The organism is Antiquaquibacter soli, from assembly GCF_030580675.1.
GTDB classification, from domain to species: domain Bacteria; phylum Actinomycetota; class Actinomycetes; order Actinomycetales; family Microbacteriaceae; genus Rhodoglobus; species Rhodoglobus soli.
The window spans coordinates 993719-1008554 of record NZ_JAUQUB010000001.1 but is presented as its reverse complement, the minus strand read 5'-3'; the positions used below and the strand labels follow the sequence as shown (position 1 = coordinate 1008554).

15 protein-coding genes are annotated in these 14836 nt (G+C 70.7%); 10 read left to right on the top strand and 5 right to left on the bottom strand.

Going from position 1 to position 14836, the window contains the following annotated elements; translation table 11 throughout:
* Positions 1-22 precede the first annotated feature (22 nt).
* Positions 23-910 carry an amidohydrolase family protein gene (locus Q5716_RS04920; protein ID WP_305001974.1) on the top strand — a complete coding sequence of 296 codons (888 nt, stop codon included), beginning with the start codon at positions 23-25 and terminating at the stop codon, positions 908-910.
* Entirely contained in the window at positions 907-1926 is a 1020-nt protein-coding gene (locus Q5716_RS04915) for a phosphotriesterase family protein (RefSeq protein WP_305001973.1), read from the top strand. Before Q5716_RS04920 ends, Q5716_RS04915 begins: the two co-directional genes overlap by 4 nt.
* An 8-nt stretch (positions 1927-1934) precedes the next feature.
* On the opposite strand, the gene Q5716_RS04910 is transcribed toward Q5716_RS04915, so the two are convergent.
* The 5 genes from Q5716_RS04910 to Q5716_RS04890 all read right to left on the bottom strand — a co-directional run bounded on the left by Q5716_RS04910 (position 1935) and on the right by Q5716_RS04890 (position 5733).
* Complete coding sequence (locus tag Q5716_RS04910; RefSeq protein WP_305001972.1) at positions 1935-2669, bottom strand: SDR family NAD(P)-dependent oxidoreductase; 735 nt, start codon at positions 2667-2669, stop codon at positions 1935-1937.
* Between the two features lies 1 nt (position 2670).
* A complete protein-coding gene (locus Q5716_RS04905) occupies positions 2671-3120 on the bottom strand; it encodes a VOC family protein (protein WP_305001971.1) in 450 nt (149 codons plus the stop codon).
* Between the two features lie 73 nt (positions 3121-3193).
* Complete coding sequence (locus tag Q5716_RS04900; protein WP_305001970.1) at positions 3194-4348, bottom strand: GDSL-type esterase/lipase family protein; 1155 nt, start codon at positions 4346-4348, stop codon at positions 3194-3196.
* A gap of 3 nt (positions 4349-4351) precedes the next feature.
* Positions 4352-5374 carry a LacI family DNA-binding transcriptional regulator gene (locus tag Q5716_RS04895; RefSeq protein WP_305001969.1) on the bottom strand — a complete coding sequence of 341 codons (1023 nt, stop codon included), beginning with the start codon at positions 5372-5374 and terminating at the stop codon, positions 4352-4354.
* 44 nt (positions 5375-5418) lie between these two features.
* Entirely contained in the window at positions 5419-5733 is a 315-nt protein-coding gene (locus Q5716_RS04890; protein WP_305001968.1) for an L-rhamnose mutarotase, read from the bottom strand.
* Positions 5734-5953: 220 nt separating this feature from the next.
* Between Q5716_RS04890 and Q5716_RS04885 the strand changes: the two genes are divergently transcribed.
* From Q5716_RS04885 to Q5716_RS04850, 8 genes are read left to right on the top strand one after another with little or no spacing between them, the layout of a single operon-like run.
* Positions 5954-6940 carry a sugar ABC transporter substrate-binding protein gene (locus Q5716_RS04885; protein WP_305001967.1) on the top strand — a complete coding sequence of 329 codons (987 nt, stop codon included), beginning with the start codon at positions 5954-5956 and terminating at the stop codon, positions 6938-6940.
* A gap of 10 nt (positions 6941-6950) precedes the next feature.
* Positions 6951-8444, top strand: a complete 1494-nt coding sequence (locus tag Q5716_RS04880) for a sugar ABC transporter ATP-binding protein (RefSeq protein WP_305001966.1) — start codon at positions 6951-6953, stop codon at positions 8442-8444.
* Position 8445: 1 nt separating this feature from the next.
* Positions 8446-9429, top strand: a complete 984-nt coding sequence (locus Q5716_RS04875; RefSeq protein ID WP_305001965.1) for an ABC transporter permease — start codon at positions 8446-8448, stop codon at positions 9427-9429.
* A 20-nt stretch (positions 9430-9449) separates the two neighbouring features.
* Complete coding sequence (locus Q5716_RS04870; protein WP_305001964.1) at positions 9450-10508, top strand: Gfo/Idh/MocA family protein; 1059 nt, start codon at positions 9450-9452, stop codon at positions 10506-10508.
* A 4-nt stretch (positions 10509-10512) separates the two neighbouring features.
* Positions 10513-11352 carry an HpcH/HpaI aldolase/citrate lyase family protein gene (locus Q5716_RS04865; protein WP_305001963.1) on the top strand — a complete coding sequence of 280 codons (840 nt, stop codon included), beginning with the start codon at positions 10513-10515 and terminating at the stop codon, positions 11350-11352.
* Positions 11349-12314 carry a hotdog family protein gene (locus Q5716_RS04860; protein ID WP_305001962.1) on the top strand — a complete coding sequence of 322 codons (966 nt, stop codon included), beginning with the start codon at positions 11349-11351 and terminating at the stop codon, positions 12312-12314. The genes Q5716_RS04865 and Q5716_RS04860 overlap by 4 nt, the downstream gene beginning before the upstream one ends.
* Positions 12311-13483 (top strand): CaiB/BaiF CoA transferase family protein, encoded by a 1173-nt coding sequence (locus tag Q5716_RS04855; RefSeq protein ID WP_305001961.1) that lies wholly within the window; start codon positions 12311-12313, stop codon positions 13481-13483. Before Q5716_RS04860 ends, Q5716_RS04855 begins: the two co-directional genes overlap by 4 nt.
* On the top strand, positions 13480-14835 hold the full coding sequence (locus Q5716_RS04850) for a hypothetical protein (RefSeq protein ID WP_305001960.1): 1356 nt from the start codon (positions 13480-13482) through the stop codon (positions 14833-14835). The genes Q5716_RS04855 and Q5716_RS04850 overlap by 4 nt, the downstream gene beginning before the upstream one ends.
* The last annotated feature ends 1 nt before the right edge of the window (position 14836 follow it).

The following is a 14836-nucleotide window of genomic DNA, read 5'->3' as shown; positions in this document are numbered from 1 at the left end:
ACAACGACGAAAGGACGCCCCGATGACGCGGCACCCCATCATCGACACCCATGTCCACTTCTGGGACATGGCCACCCCCGACCTCGGAATGAAGTGGGTGTGGCTCGAGAAGGAGTTCGTCCACCCGATCCTCGGCGACATCGACGCGATGAAGTCGGTCAAGTACACCATCGAGTCGGTGTTCGCCGAGTCGCGCTTCGCGGACGTGAGCGGATTCGTGCACGTCCAGGCGGCCCTGGGGTCCGCCGACCCCGTCGACGAGACCCGCTGGCTCACGCGCATGCGCGAATCCGCTCCCGTGCCCTTCACGATCGTCGCCCACGCCGACCTCGGCACCGAGCACGCGATCGCCCAGCTCGACGGACACGCCGAGTCCCCCTACTTCGTGGGAGTCCGGGACTTCGCCGCGGAGCCGATGCTCGCCGCCGGTGAGATCAACCCGGTGTACGAGGCATCCCTCCGCGTCCTCGCCGAGCGCGGCCTCGTCTACGACCTGGACTGCGAGTGGATGAACATGCCGGCCGGCACCGAGCTCGCCCGGCGCCATCCCGACCTCTCCGTAGTGCTCGAGCACATCGGCTTCCCGAGGTCGCGCGACGACGAGTACTTCGAGAACTGGAAGCGATCGCTCACGGAGCTCGCATCGGCCCCCAATGTCACGTGCAAGATCTCGGGGCTCGCGATGACCGATCCCCGGTTCACGCGCGATTCGCTGCGGCGCTGGGTGGACGCGTGCGTCGAGGCGTTCGGACCCGATCGCTGCGTGCTCGGCTCCAACTGGCCCGTCGACCGCCTCTACTCGAGCTACGACGTCATCATGGACCTGTACCGCGAGTACATCGCCGAGCTCTCCGACTCGGAGCAGTCGAAGATCCTGAGCGAGAACGCCGCCCGGCTCTATCGGCTGTGAGCGGCACCGTCCGCACCGTGCGCGGCGACATCCCGGCCGCAGCGCTCGGCACGACCCTCGTGCACGAGCACATCCGCATGGACTGCTCCCCGCTGCTCGCCGCGCACGGCTACTCCCCCTCCGAGGGCCTCGGCGAGTTCGATGCCGCGATCGCGGCGGAGTGCCGGTGGAATCCCGGCGCGCATCCCGACAACTACCGCTTCACGGAGGACGAGCCGGTCCTCGACGACCTCCTCGATTTCGCCGCTCTCGGCGGCGGGGCCGTCGTGGATGCCACTCCCCTCGACCTCGGTCGCGACCCGGGCGCCCTCGAGCGCATGTCGACCGACAGCGGCCTCCACGTGGTGATGGGAACCGGCTACTACCTGGAGGCGACCCACCGCTCCCACCTGCCGCCGGGCGACGAGGAGCGCGCCGCGTTCGAGGCGATCGTCGCCGACGCAGCGCGCTCCGGACCTCGGCCCGGGATGATCGGCGAGATCGGCACCTCCGATCCGCCGACCGCGAGCGAGCTCGCTGTCGTGCGCGGTGCCGCGCGCGCGGCGCTCGAGACGGGTCTGCCGCTGTCCATCCACCTGCACCCCTGGAGTGACACCGCCGAGCGGGTGATGGCGGTCGTGGCCGGTACCGGGCTCGCTCCGGAGCGCGTCCTGCTCAACCACATGACGACGGCACTCGCTCGGCCCGGCCAGGTCGAGCGGGCGCTCGCGACGGGCGCGCACATCTCGTTCGACCTGTGCGGCTTCGACCACTCGCTGCTCGGCGCGGGGCGCTGGCCGGCGAGCGATGACGAGGTCATGGCCGAGACGGTCCGGCTGCTGCACGGCCGGGCCGCCGACCGGGTGATGATCTCGCAGGACATCGGCGTGCGCACCCGGCTGCGCCGGTACGGGGGGTGGGGGTACGGCCACCTCCTCCGGCACCTCGTGCCGGTCCTGCGGTCGCACGGCGCGACCGACGACGACCTCGACCGCCTCCTCGTGCGCACCCCCGCGCGGTGGCTCTCGCTCGGCTGAGCGGGAGATCACCACATCACGAGGCCGCCGGTGAAGTTGAGCGCCTGACCGGTCATGTAGCCGGCCTCGTCGGAGAGCAGGAACCAGATCGCGCCCGCGCACTCCTCGGCGCTCGAGCCACGGCCGAGCGGAACCGACTTCGCACGTTCCGCGGAGAGCTGCTCGAGGGTCATGCCGCGCGACGCGGCGACCTCGGCGAGCACCTTGTCCTGCATGGGAGTGTCGACGATGCCCGGGCAGATCGCGTTGACCCGCACGTTGCTCGGGGCGAAGGCGTAGGCGAAGGACCGGGTGATCGAGAGCACGGCGGCCTTGGACGACGCGTAGGCCGCCGCCTCGACGGTCGAGGCGAGCTTCGCCGAGCTCGACGACAGATTGACGATCGCAGCCCCGGACGGCATCGTGCGACCGATGCGGGAGGTGAGATCCCAGACCGCGTCGACGTTGACGCGGTAGATGCGCTGAAGATCGTCGACCGTGAGGTCGAGGATGGGCTTGAGGATATTGATGCCTGCGGAGTTCACGAGCGCGCGGCATCCCTCTCCGGCGGCGACGACGGCGTCGCGGCCGTCCTCGGTCGACAGGTCGGCCGCGAGGATGGTCATGCCGTCGGCCTCGAGCGGCGCGAGCCCCGCGGGGTCCCGGTCGACGGCGATGACGTCGAGTCCCTCGCTCTGGAGCCGATAGGCGACGGCGCGGCCGATGCCGCTCGCCGCGCCCGTTACGACGGCTGTCCCGGTCATGTCACGCCTTCCGCTCGAACAGTTCGACGGGGTATCCGTCGGGGTCTCTCATGTAGATGCTGCGGGCCCCCTCGTTGGGGCCGCTCGTGATGTCGACAACTCCCGCGGAGCGGGCCGATCCCCCGACGGCTCGGAGGCGCTCGACGAGCTCGTCGATGCCCTCGACGTAGAGGCAGAGATGGCCGGCGCCGAAGTCGTTGGGGCGCGAGGCGGCCGAGAGGCGCTCGATTCCGCGGTACTCGAGCAGCTCGACGAAACCTCCGCCGGGTATCGTCAAGTACACCGCTCGGATGGACTCGAAGTCGAGCGCGAGCACGGTGCGCAGGTAGTCGGCGTCGAGCACGCGGTCGAGGTGCACGTCGAGGCCGAGACCGTCGCGATAGAAGCCCAGCGAGGCCTCCATGTCGCGGACGGTGACTCCCGCGTGGAAGAAGCCGGTGACAGCGGGCACTGCCCCTCCGTTTCGTCGTCGAAAGGTGGAATCGTTTCCGAGAGTAGTGTCGTGGCGGGGCGCCGTCAAGCGTTCAGCGCAGCACCGGGGCGAACGCGCGGCCCGTCGGAGTGTCGGATCGGGCGCGGTCGACGAACCGCCGGGCGATGAGGTCGTACCCGCGCTGGTCCGGGTGCAGTCCGTCCCACAGGAGCGCGGCGTCGTCGAGGCCGAAGAGCTCGAGCCCGTCGTCGTAGTAGAGCGCCGAGTCATCCCGCGCCTCGACGACCGAGCGGACGAGGTGCCGCACGACGCTCAGCGTGAGCGTGCCGTCGCCCGGCACGACCAGGCGGTCGGTGCCCCGGTACCGGCCGTCCGGTCCCTTTGCGGTCGGTCCGGGAGTCTCCTCGATGGCCGGGCAGGCGATCGGCGAGCACACGAGGATGGGGATTCCCGGATGCCCGTCGCGCACGATGTCGAGGAACCCGTGCAACGCCGGCACGAACGCCCGCGCCCGCATCGTGTCGCCGTTGACGACGTTGACACCGAGCTTGAGCGAGACCACGTCGGCCGGGATCGAGGCGAGGGTCCGCGCGACGAACGGGTCGAGCTGGGCGTTGCCCGCGATCGCGAGGTCGACGATGTCGAGCCCGAGCGATCGCGCGGCCTGCTGCGGCCACGGCCCGAGCGGTCCGTCGGCCTCGATGCCGTGGCTGACCGAGCTCCCGTGGTGCAGCCAGACCCGCCGGCCGGTGAGCCGCGGCGGGTCCAGCGGCGCATCGGAGCGGACCGCGTGGATGACGGCGCGAGCGTTGTGCGGAAGCCAGACGACGACGTCCCGCTCCCCCGCCGCCGCACCGAGGTCGAGGCGCACGGTGACGGCCGGGCCGGCGATGAACTCGGCGGTGCGATCGGAGAGCGTGCGCACGACCGGGCCCTCGTCGATGGCGACCCGGTCGACGACGACGCCGTCGACTTCGGCCACGATCGCGGCGGGGAAGAGTGATTGCGACTCCCCGGGCGGGAGGATGCGAGTCGCCTCGATGTCGAGCTCGACCACGCTGGCCGCCGACCGCGTCGAGAGGTGCACGCCGAGCGATTGCGCCGACCAGCGCTCGATCCACGGATCGAACTGCTGGCTCCGTGTCCACTCGGGCAGGCGCAGCGGGGCGACCGAGGCGACCCCGGATTCGAATCCGACCGCCCCGCGCACCAGATCGCGGACGCGGTCGAGCGGGGTCTCGAGCACTGCCTAGACCGAGACCGGTCGCGAGGTCTCGCGGACCTCGTACGCCGTCGGGAGGGTCACCGACCGGGGCTCCCCGCCCTTGATGAGCTCGAGGGCTAGCCCGGCGGCCTGACGACCCATCTCCTCGGCGTCGCGCGTGACGACGCTCAAGCGCGGGCGCATGACCCGCAACCACGGCAAGTCGTCGCACACGACGAGCGAGACGTCGTCGCCGGGGCGCAGGCCGAGCTCCGAGAAGGCCTCCAGGACCCCGATCGTCGTCTGCACGCCGCCGGCGACGATCGCCGTCGGCCGCTCCGCGGGAGGGAGGGCCAGGAGCCGCTCCGTCGTCTCTCGCGCAAAGGCCGCCGAGAAGGCACCGGGCGCCTGCAGCGCCTCGTCGATCGGGATGCCCGCCGCCTCGAACGCCTCCGTGTAGCCGCGAAGACGCTCGCGAGTCGGTCGAATCGCCGTCGACCCGGTGATCATGGCGATGCGGCGGTGCCCGAGCGCGATGAGGTCGGCCGTGGCATCCCGCACCCCCTGGGCGTGGTCGAGGAGCACGCTCCCGGCCTTGAGCTTTCGCGGGTCGCGGTCGATGAGCACGACGGGCCGCGTGAAGCCCGCTACCGCCTTGCTCGTGCGCGTCGAGGCCTCCGAGATCGAGGAGAGCAGGAGCGCGTCGACCTTGCGCTGCCGCAGCAGGGTGAGCCGATCGACCTCGCGGCCCGGGTCCCCGCTGCTGTTCGTCACGAGGAGCGTGTAGCCCGCGTCGTTGAGGGCCTCTTCGACGCCGTGGATGATGTCGCCGAAGAACGGGTTCGCGAAGTCGCGGACCACGAAGCCGATCGTCCGCGTGAACCCGCTGCGGAGGCTCTGAGCGCCGGGGTCCGGCGTGTAGCCGAGCTCCTCCGCGGCGGCGAACACCTTCGCCTTCATGGCGGGGCTGACATCGGGGTGGGAGCTCAGCGCCCGGGACACCGAGGAGACGGCGACCCCCGCGCGCGTCGCGACGTCGTGAATCGTGACGGCCCGTGGTTCTTCCATGTCGTTGCCTCCCCTGTCTGACGGTGCTCCTGAATCAGGATGGACTAATCGAGGTGCCACACCTCGGTGAATCGCAGCATCTGCCCGTGGTTGTCGGCCTGGTTGACGATGAGGTCGCGGAACCATTCCGACCACTTCGAGTTGTACTCGCTTTCGCCGACCTTCGCGAACGCGGTCGCTGCATCGGGGTGGGCTTCGACGTAGCCGATGACGAGAGTGCCTCTCCGGAAGAGGCTGTAGTTCTTGAGACCGGCTGACTGGATCACCTCCACGAGTTCCGGCCAGATCTCGTCATGGCGCTTCTTGTACTCGTCCTCGGCGCCCTCGAAGAGCTCGAAACTGAAACAGACCCGCTCCATTGCGTTCCTTTCGATCGGTCCGGTGCCGCCACCGGTGGTGACAAGTATGGTGCAATCGCGCAAGAATGGAATCATTTCCACCCGAGCTCCGCAAGGACGCGGCGCGCCCCGTCTCGCGAGGAATCGATTGGCTCCCCGCTATTGACAAAGCCGTCAAGACCGCGCATAGACTCTGGGTGTCTGGAAAGGGTTCCAGAATCAGTTCAGAGAGGAACGATTCATGCGTGCACAGCGAAAGGAGGGCCTCGGCTTTCTCGTTGCCGCCGCCCTCGCCACAGCACTCGTCTTGACCGGCTGTTCCCCCAGTTCGACCGACAACGGCAACGATGCCGGTGACGGAGCGAGCCTCAAGGTCGGCTACATCTCCCTCGGGGACTCCGTCCCCTTCGTGAAGCTCGTCTCCGACAGCATCAAGGCCGAGGCCGAGGCCGCCGGTGTCGAGCTCCTGTTCTGCGACTCCCAGCTCGACGCCGCCAAGGCGCTCGCGTGCGCGCAGAACTTCAAGACGCAGGGCGTCGACGGCATCATCAACTTCCAGGTTGACGAGACGGCGGCCGAGTCCATCTGCGCCGCCGGCCCCGACGTTCCGGTGGTCGCGATCGACATCCACCAGCGCCCGTGCGAGAAGGTCTTCGTCGGGGCTGACAACTACACCGCCGGGTTCATCGCGGGCGAGGCGCTCGGCACCTACTTCCAGGAGAACTTCGACTGCGAGTACGACGCCTTCGTGTCGATGGAGCAGCCGGCGGCGGGCCAGGTCAACCTCGACCGCACCGGCGGTGCGATCGAGGGCTTCGAGTCCGTCTGCGGCGCCCTGGATGACTCGAAGTACCGCAGCGTCGACGGCGGAGGCACTATCGACGGCGGCAACACGACCTTCGGCGACACCCTCACCGCCCTCACCGGCGCGCAGCGCGTCGCGGTCGTGAGCCTCAACGACGACATGCTCCTCGGTGCCTTCGCGGCGGCCCGGGCGCAGGGCCGCGAGGGAGCGGTCTACGGCGTGGCGCAGGGTGCCGACCCGAGCTCGTTCGATGACATCCAGAACAACCCGAACTGGATCGGCGACACGGCGTACTTCCCGGAGCGCTACGGCGAGCTGGCGATCCCGTCGATCATCAGCCTCATCAACGGCGAGACCGTCCCCGAGAACGTGTTCACCGAGCACGTCTTCATCGACGCGTCGAACTTCGCCGAGTTCTACTGATAGGAGCCCCGTGACGCAGCTCACTCTGAGCCTGCGAGACATCTCCAAGTCGTTCGGCGGCGTCGAGGTTCTCCACCAGGTGAACCTCGACGCCGTCGGCGGCGAAGTCCTCGCCCTCCTCGGCGAGAACGGCGCCGGCAAGTCGACACTGGTGAAGATCCTCGCGGGCGACTACACGCCCGACGGCGGCACCATCGTCGTCGACGGCGCCGAGAGCGCCGAGCTCAACCCCCGCAGTGCCCGCCGGCTGGGCATCCGGATGATCCACCAGGAGTTCCAGGATGCCGGCGCCCTCACCGTCGCGGAGAACATCAGTCTCGGCCGGTGGCCGGGTCGCGGCGGCGTCATCTCGTGGTCGCGGCTCCGCCGACGCGCCGAGGACGTGCTCGGCCAGATGGGCGTCGACATCGACCCCGGCGCGACCGTCGGCAGCCTTCGCGTCGGCGAGCGCCAGATCGTCGAGATCGCCCGCGCCCTCGCGGACGACGCCCAGCTCCTCATCCTCGACGAGCCCACCGCGGCACTCTCCCAGCAGGAGGTCGACCGACTCTTCGAGTGGGTGCGCCGACTGCGCGACCGCGGCGTGTGCATCGTCTACATCACCCACCGGCTCGACGAGGTGTTCGAGCTCGCCGACCGCGTGCAGGTGCTGCGCAACGGCGATGTCGCGCTCGTCTCCGCAACCTCGGACGTGACCCGGCGCGAGCTCGTCGAGGCCATGGTGGGTCGCGACATCGGCGAGGTCTCCCGACCCGCCGACCTCGGGGCACCGACCCTCGGCGAGCCCCTGATCAGCATCCGCGACCTGGAGGTCGACGACCAGGTCGCCGGCCTGTCGCTCGACGTGAGCCCCGGCGAAGTCGTCTGCCTCTACGGCAAGCTGGGCAGCGGCACGACCCAGGTCGCCGAGGCGTGCTTCGGCATCCGGCGCCCCACCCGCGGGCAGCTGCGCATCGGCGGTGTCGAGGGATTCCCGTCGAGCCCGGTCGACGCCATCCGCCGCGGTGTCGGGTACCTTCCCCCGGACCGCAAGCGCGAGGGCGCCTTCATGAACCGCACCGTGGTCGAGAACCTCGCGGCGGCGTCATGGTCGCGGCTCTCCTCCCTCGGGGTGATCCTCGCCCGGCGCGAGCGATCGGCCTACGACCGCTGGTCGGGCAAGCTCGGCATCAAGTCGGCCGACCCGACCGTGCAAGCGATCGCCAACCTCTCGGGCGGCAACCAGCAGAAGGTGCTCCTCGCCCGATGGCTCGAGCGCGGCTCGAACCCCCTCGTGCTCGTGGAGCCCACCCGCGGCGTCGACGTCGGCGCCCGCCAGGAGATCTACTCCGCCATTCGCGCGCTGTCGCGCGAAGGCCAGGCGGTGCTCGTCGTGACGAGCGACTACGAAGAGGCGGTGCAGCTAGCCGACCGGGTGGTCGTCATGCAGCGCGGCCGCCAGGCAGCAGAATTCGCCGGTGACGACGTCACCGCCCAGAACCTCACCATCGCAGCAGGAGGATGACGTGACCACTCAGCTCGACTCGACCGCCACCGAGCCGGTACGACCGGCCCGACGACGCCGTCGCCTGCCCGATACGGCCGCCCTCGCGGTGGTGCTCGTCGCCCTGGCGATCTTCTTCTCCACGCAGTCGCCGTTCTACCTGACGCCGAACAACCTGCTCAACATCCTCGTGAACGCCGCGGTGATCGGCATCATCGCCGCCCCCGGCACGCTCCTGCTCGTCGCCGGCCAGTTCGACCTCTCGGTGGGCTCCGGCGCAGCGTTCATCGGCGTCGTCATGGCCTGGAGCGCGACCCAGTGGGGCATTCCCACCGCCGTGCTGCTGGCCCTCGCGGCCGGCCTCGTCATCGGCATGGTCAACGGCTTCGCCGTGACCGTGCTGGGGATCAACGCCCTCATCACGACCCTCGCGACGCTCGCAATCCTCCGGGGGCTCGGACAGGTCATCGCGGGCGGCCAGACCCTGCTGCTCTCGGGCTTCGGCGACCTCGGCAATGCGCGCCCGTTCCTCGACATCCCGGTGCCGGTGCTCATCCTCGTCGCCGTCGTCGTCGTCATGGCGCTCGTGATGCGCTTCACGGTGTTCGGCCGGTCGATGTACGCCATCGGCGCCAACCCGGTCGCGGCCCGGCTCGCGGGCATCCGCACCCGGACGATGATCTTCGGCGGATTCCTCCTCTCCGGTCTCGCGGTCTCGGTGGGCGGGCTCATCCTCGTCTCCCAGCTCGGCGCGGCCTCGCCCAACGCGGCGATGGGCCTCGAGCTCTCCGTCGTGACCGCCGTCATCCTCGGCGGCGCGAGTCTCGCGGGCGGCCGGGGAACGATCCTCGGCACAGTGCTCGGCGTCCTCATCCTCGGCACGCTCAACAACGGTCTCACGCTCATGAACATCGACTCGTTCTGGCAGGACGTCGCCCGCGGCGTGCTCCTGCTCGCGGCGGTCGGGTTCGACCAGCTGCGACTGCGCTTCCTGTCCGACAAGTAACGCGAAACGAAAGACGGATCATGGCACCAATCAGGGTCGGAGTCATCGGTGCGGGCAGCTGGACAGTCGCCTCGCACCTGCCCAACCTCGCCCGGCACGACGACGTGGAGTTCGTCGGCGTCGCGCGCAAGGGACCGGAGCTGCTCGCGAAGATCGCCGACCAGTACGGCTTCGAGGTCGCATCCGAGGACTACCGCGACGTGCTCGACGCCGGAGTCGACGTCGCGATCGTCGCGAGCCCCTCGGGGTTCCACGCGGAGCACGCCCTCGCCGCGCTCGAGTCGGGAGCGCACGTGATGTGCGAGAAACCCGTCACGATCGACCCGGAGAGCGCGTGGATGCTCACCGAAAGGGCCGCGCAGCTGGGCAAGGAGTTCGTCGTGTCCTTCGGGTGGAACTACAAGCCGATGGTGCAGCGGGCGAAAGCGATCCTCGACGAGGCCGGCATCGGCTCGCTCGAGCACATGACCGTGCACATGTCGTCGGTGACACGCGAGCTCCTCTCGAACACCGGCGCCTACCCCGGCTCGGCCCCCGAGACCGTGCCGGAGCAGCGCACGTGGACCGATCCGCGCCTCTCGGGCGGCGGCTACGGCCAGGCCCAGCTCACGCACGCTCTCGGTCTCGCGTTCTGGCTCACCGGGGCCCGAGCGACATCCGGTTTCGCGACGATGGCCTCCCCCCTCGGCGCTCCCGTCGAGCTGCACGACGCGATCGTCTACAACTACGACGGCGGCGGCATCGGCGTGCTCTCGGGCGGCTCGGCGCACCTCGGCGCCAACGACAACAAGCACGCGCTCGAGGTCCGGGCGATCGGGTCTACCGGCCAGTTCCTGGTCGACGTCGAGCGCGAGGCGGTGTGGATCTTCCGGGAGGGCCAGGAGGAGATCCACCTCGATCTGACGGCGGGTGAGGGCGCCTACGACTGCATCGGCCCCATCGACACCGTGCTCGCCGCGGCTCGCGGCAGCGAGTACATCAATCAGTCGCCCGCCGAGCTCGGAGCCCGCGTCGTCGAGGCACTCGACATCGCCTACCGCAGCGCGGCCTCCGGTCAGGTCGAGCGCCGCGCGGGATAGCGGAATGACCCCCCGTACGCTGCGATCCCACCTCTACCTCCCGGCCGACAACGAGCGGTTCCTCGCCAAGGCGCCCGACTCCGGCGCGGACGCCGTGATCCTCGACCTCGAGGACGCGGTCGCCCCCGACCGCAAGGCGGCCGCTCTCGCGGGGGCGCTGCGGTACCTCGAGGATGCCGCCCCCGGGCCCGAGCGCTGGGTGCGCGTCAACGGCGGAGACCGGGGGCTCGCCGAGATCGAGGCCGTCGCGTCCGCACATCCCGACGGGGTGTGGCTGCCCAAGGCGGAGCCCGGGGAGTGGATCGGCACCGCGGTCGCGGCTCTCGGTGCTGCGGGCATCCGGCCGGGCATCCTCATCGAGTCCGCGGCGGGACTCGTCGGCCTGCCGAACCTACCTCCCCTGCCGGGCGACGCCCTCACGCAGCTCGGCGAGGTCGACATGGCCGCCGACCTGCGGATGCGCGACCGCTCGGAGGAGGCGATGGTGCCGTTCCGCGCGAGGATCGTGCTCGAGACCGCGATCCGTCGGCTCCCCCAGCCCGTCGCGCCCGTCGACGACCGCCTCGGGGACGCCGCCGCCTTCCGGGCCGGCAGCGTGCTCCTGCGAGACCGCGGGTTCGGCTCGCGCGCGTGCATCCACCCCTCGCAGGTCCCGATCGTGAACGAGGTGTTCGGTATCGACCCCGACGAGCTCGAGCGCGCCCGGCGGGTGCTCGAGCAGCACGCGGAGCGATCGGGCGACGGGCTCGGGGCGTACCGCGACGAGGACGGCCGGATGGCAGACCTCGCGACGATACGCTGGGCCCGCGATCTCGTCGGCCGGGCGGAAGGAGAGCAGGGATGACCGCTCCCCCGTTCGCCGAGGACCTCGTGCTCGGCCGCCCGCTCGCCGCAGCACCGGACGTCACGATCGACGCCGGCATCGCCGCGGTGTACGCGTCGATCACGGGGGACGGCTTGCGGCCCGCCCTCAGTGCGACCGCTGCTCGCGCCCTCACGGGCCGGGCCGAGCCGCTCGTCAACCCGGCACTCGTGCTCGCGGTGTCGATCGGCCAGTCGACGGTCGCGACCCGGCGCGTGATCGCGAACCTCCAGTACCGCGGCGTCGTGCTCGCCGAGCCCGTCCACCACGGTGACACGCTCCGAACGGTCGTCACGCCGCTCGCCGCCGACTGGACCCGGTCGGGTCGCGACCGCGCGAAAGTCCTCCTCGGGATGCACCTGACTCGCGGCGACGACGTCATCGCGGAGTACGAGCGGCTCGCGCTGCTCCCCGTCGCCGAGCCGGATCGGCTGGAGCCGACGGGTATCCCCGACGCGGAAGCCGATCGCCCCCTCGCGGGATTCGCTGACGCCGTCCCCCTGGGCTGGTCGAGCCCGCTCGGCACCGCGTCGATCGCCGCCGGCGACGAGTGGGAGGACCCCCTCTCCGACACCGTGTCCTCAGCGCGAGAGCTCGTGCGCCTCACCCACAACCTGGCGGCCGCCCACCGCGACGACCGAGCGGGACTCGACGGTCGGCGACTGGTGTACGGCGGTCACACGATCGGCCTGGCCCAGGCATCGCTGTCGCGCACGATCCCCGACCTGCTGTCCGTGCCGGGGTGGCGCTCGTGCGACCACCTCGCTCCCGTCTTCGAGGACGACCTGCTGAGCGTGCGCACGAGCATCCGCGATGTCCTGGAGGTGCGCGGTTTCCGGATCGTCGACGCGACAGTCGGCGTGACCGCGCATCGTCCGGGCCAGGAGCCCGTCGCCGTCCTGGACTGGCGGCCCGTGCTCGTCCTCTCGGGAGCCCCGTCGTGAGCAACCCCATCCGGCTCCTCGAGGGCATCCGCGTCGTCTCGCTCGAGCAGTACATCGGAGCTCCCTATTGCACCGGTCTGCTCGCGGATGCCGGTGCCGAGGTCATCAAGGTCGAGGCGCCCGGTGCGGGCGACCCCCGGCGGAGTTACGACCCCCTCCGCCGGGACGCCGAGGGCACTCTCAGCGGGGGGTTCGCGTCGTACAACCGCGGGAAGCGCTCGGTCGAGCTCGACCTCAAGACCGACGAGGGGCGGGCCGGTCTCGACCGGTTGCTCGAGACCGCGGACGTTCTCGTCTCGAACCTCCGCCCCGGATCGTTGCCGCGGTTCGGGCTCGGTCGCGACGAGGTGCGCGAGCGGTTCCCTCGACTCGTCGTGTGCGAGCTCTCCGGCTTCGGACAGACCGGCCCCTACGCGGCGTGGCCCGCGTTCGATTCCGTCATCCAGGCGATGAGCGGGCTCAGCAGCATGCTCGGAGAGAGCCCCGAGTCGCCCCCCGGGCTGGCTCCGATGGCGACGATGGACCTGCTCGGCGGCGTGTACGCCGCGTTGGGCATCCTCGCGGCTCTCGTCGGCCGCCAGCGCACCGGCGTCGGAGTCCACATCGACGCGTCCATGTACGACATCGGAGCGGCGTTCCTCGAGCGGCCACTCACGCTGCACGAATTCACCGGCGACGTGCCCACGCGCGGCCGCGACCGGTTCAGCCCGGTCGGGAGCTTCCGCGCCAGGGACGGCTGGGTCGCGCTCGTCATCCCCACCGACGAGATGTGGCGGCGCTGCTGCGAGGCGATCGGTCGGCCCGAGCTCGCGACGGATCCCCGACTCGACACGGTGCTCAAGCGCGCGGAGCGGATGCCCGACCTCGTGACCGACGTCCTCGAAGAGTGGGCCGCCGACCTCACCAAGGAGGAGGCCGCGCGCATTCTCCGGGACGGCGGCCAGCCCGCCGGCGTCGTGCAGTCGATCGCCGAGGTGCGGGCCGATCCGCACCTCGCGGCTCGAGGACTGTTCCAGCCCGTCGACGACCCTCGGGCGGTCAATCCTGACGGGACGACGCTCTCGCTGCCGCGGCTGCCGCTGCTCTTCGATGGCACCGCCCCCGTGCCCGGCCCCATTCCCGCGCTCGGCGCGGACACCGACGACCTGCTCGGAGAGGAGCGATCGTGACACAGCGGCGAGTGGGGGTCATCCACCCGTACTGGAGCTTCTGGGAGTCGGCAGTCGGCCCCGGCTTCCCCGATGATCGTGCTGCGCTCGGCGCTCGGGCGGTCTCCACGATCGAACGGTTCGTCGACGTCGCGTGGAGCGAGACGGTGCAGCCGGGCGACGACATCGCCGCCCTGTCGTCCCGCCTCGATCCCGAGGTCGACGCGATCGTGGTCGCCGGCACCATGGCCTCCGCGCCGGGCGCTGTCATCCAGCTACTCGACGCGTTCCCGGCAGCGGCCCTCGTGCTGTGGGCGGCCCACGAGGGGGCGGGTGTGCATCCCGACCTCTCCCACTCGGGAATCACCGAGCGCGGCGGGACCGTGGGCATCCCGATGATCGGGGCCCACCTGACGCGCACCGGTCGGCCGTTCGACGTCGTGGCGGGCGAGATCGCCGACGGCGGGTCGATCGGCCCGGCCGTCGTCGCCGCCGCGGCGGCCGGAGCCGTGCGGCGATCCCGGCTCGGAGTCGTCGGTACGCCGATCCCCGGCTACGAGTGGGCCCGCGTGCCGAACGCGACGCTCGAGGCGGTCGGGGTGACCGTCGTCGAGCGCACCGCCGAGGAGCTCGCCTCGCGCATCGGGCCTCCCGCCACCCGCGGCGCGCTCGCCGGGTTCGAGATCGAGGGCGACGTGACCGACCCCGACGTCGACCGCGCGCTCGCCTACTCCGCGGCGCTCGACTCGCTCGTCGCCGACGACCGCCTGGATGCCGGGACCCTCAATTGCCACGTGCCCGCGCTCCGGCTCGGCATCGGCTCGGCCCCCTGCCTCGCGCTCGGCCTCTGCACCTCTCGAGGGACGCCGTGGACCTGCACCGGAGACGTCGCGACAGCACTCGCCATGCTCATGGTCGCGAGCCTCGGCGCCCCGACGCTGTATCACGAGATCGAGGCTCTCGACGAGGTGAGCGGCGAGGCCATCCTCGCGAACTCGGGCGAGCATGACGACCGGTTCGGAACGGTCGACGGCGCGCGGCTCATCGTCAACCCGTGGTTCGACCGCGATCGCGCGACGGCCTCGGCCGAGTTCACCATCGCTCCAGGCCCGGCGAGCCTGGTCGGCATCGTCTCGAAACCGGATGGCTCGCTCGGCGCCGTCGTCGCGACCGGTCGGTTCACGGCGCGCACGTCGCACTCCTCAGGCACCGCGAACGCCGCCTTCGTCTTCGACTCCGGCCCCATCACGGAGGCGTGGCGTCGCTGGAGCCTCGCCGGAGTCGGCCACCACTCGTGCGCCACCGATCGCGACGTCTCCCGCGAGATCGAGGCGATGTGCCGCCACCTCGGGATGGGCTTCGAGCGGGTCTAGG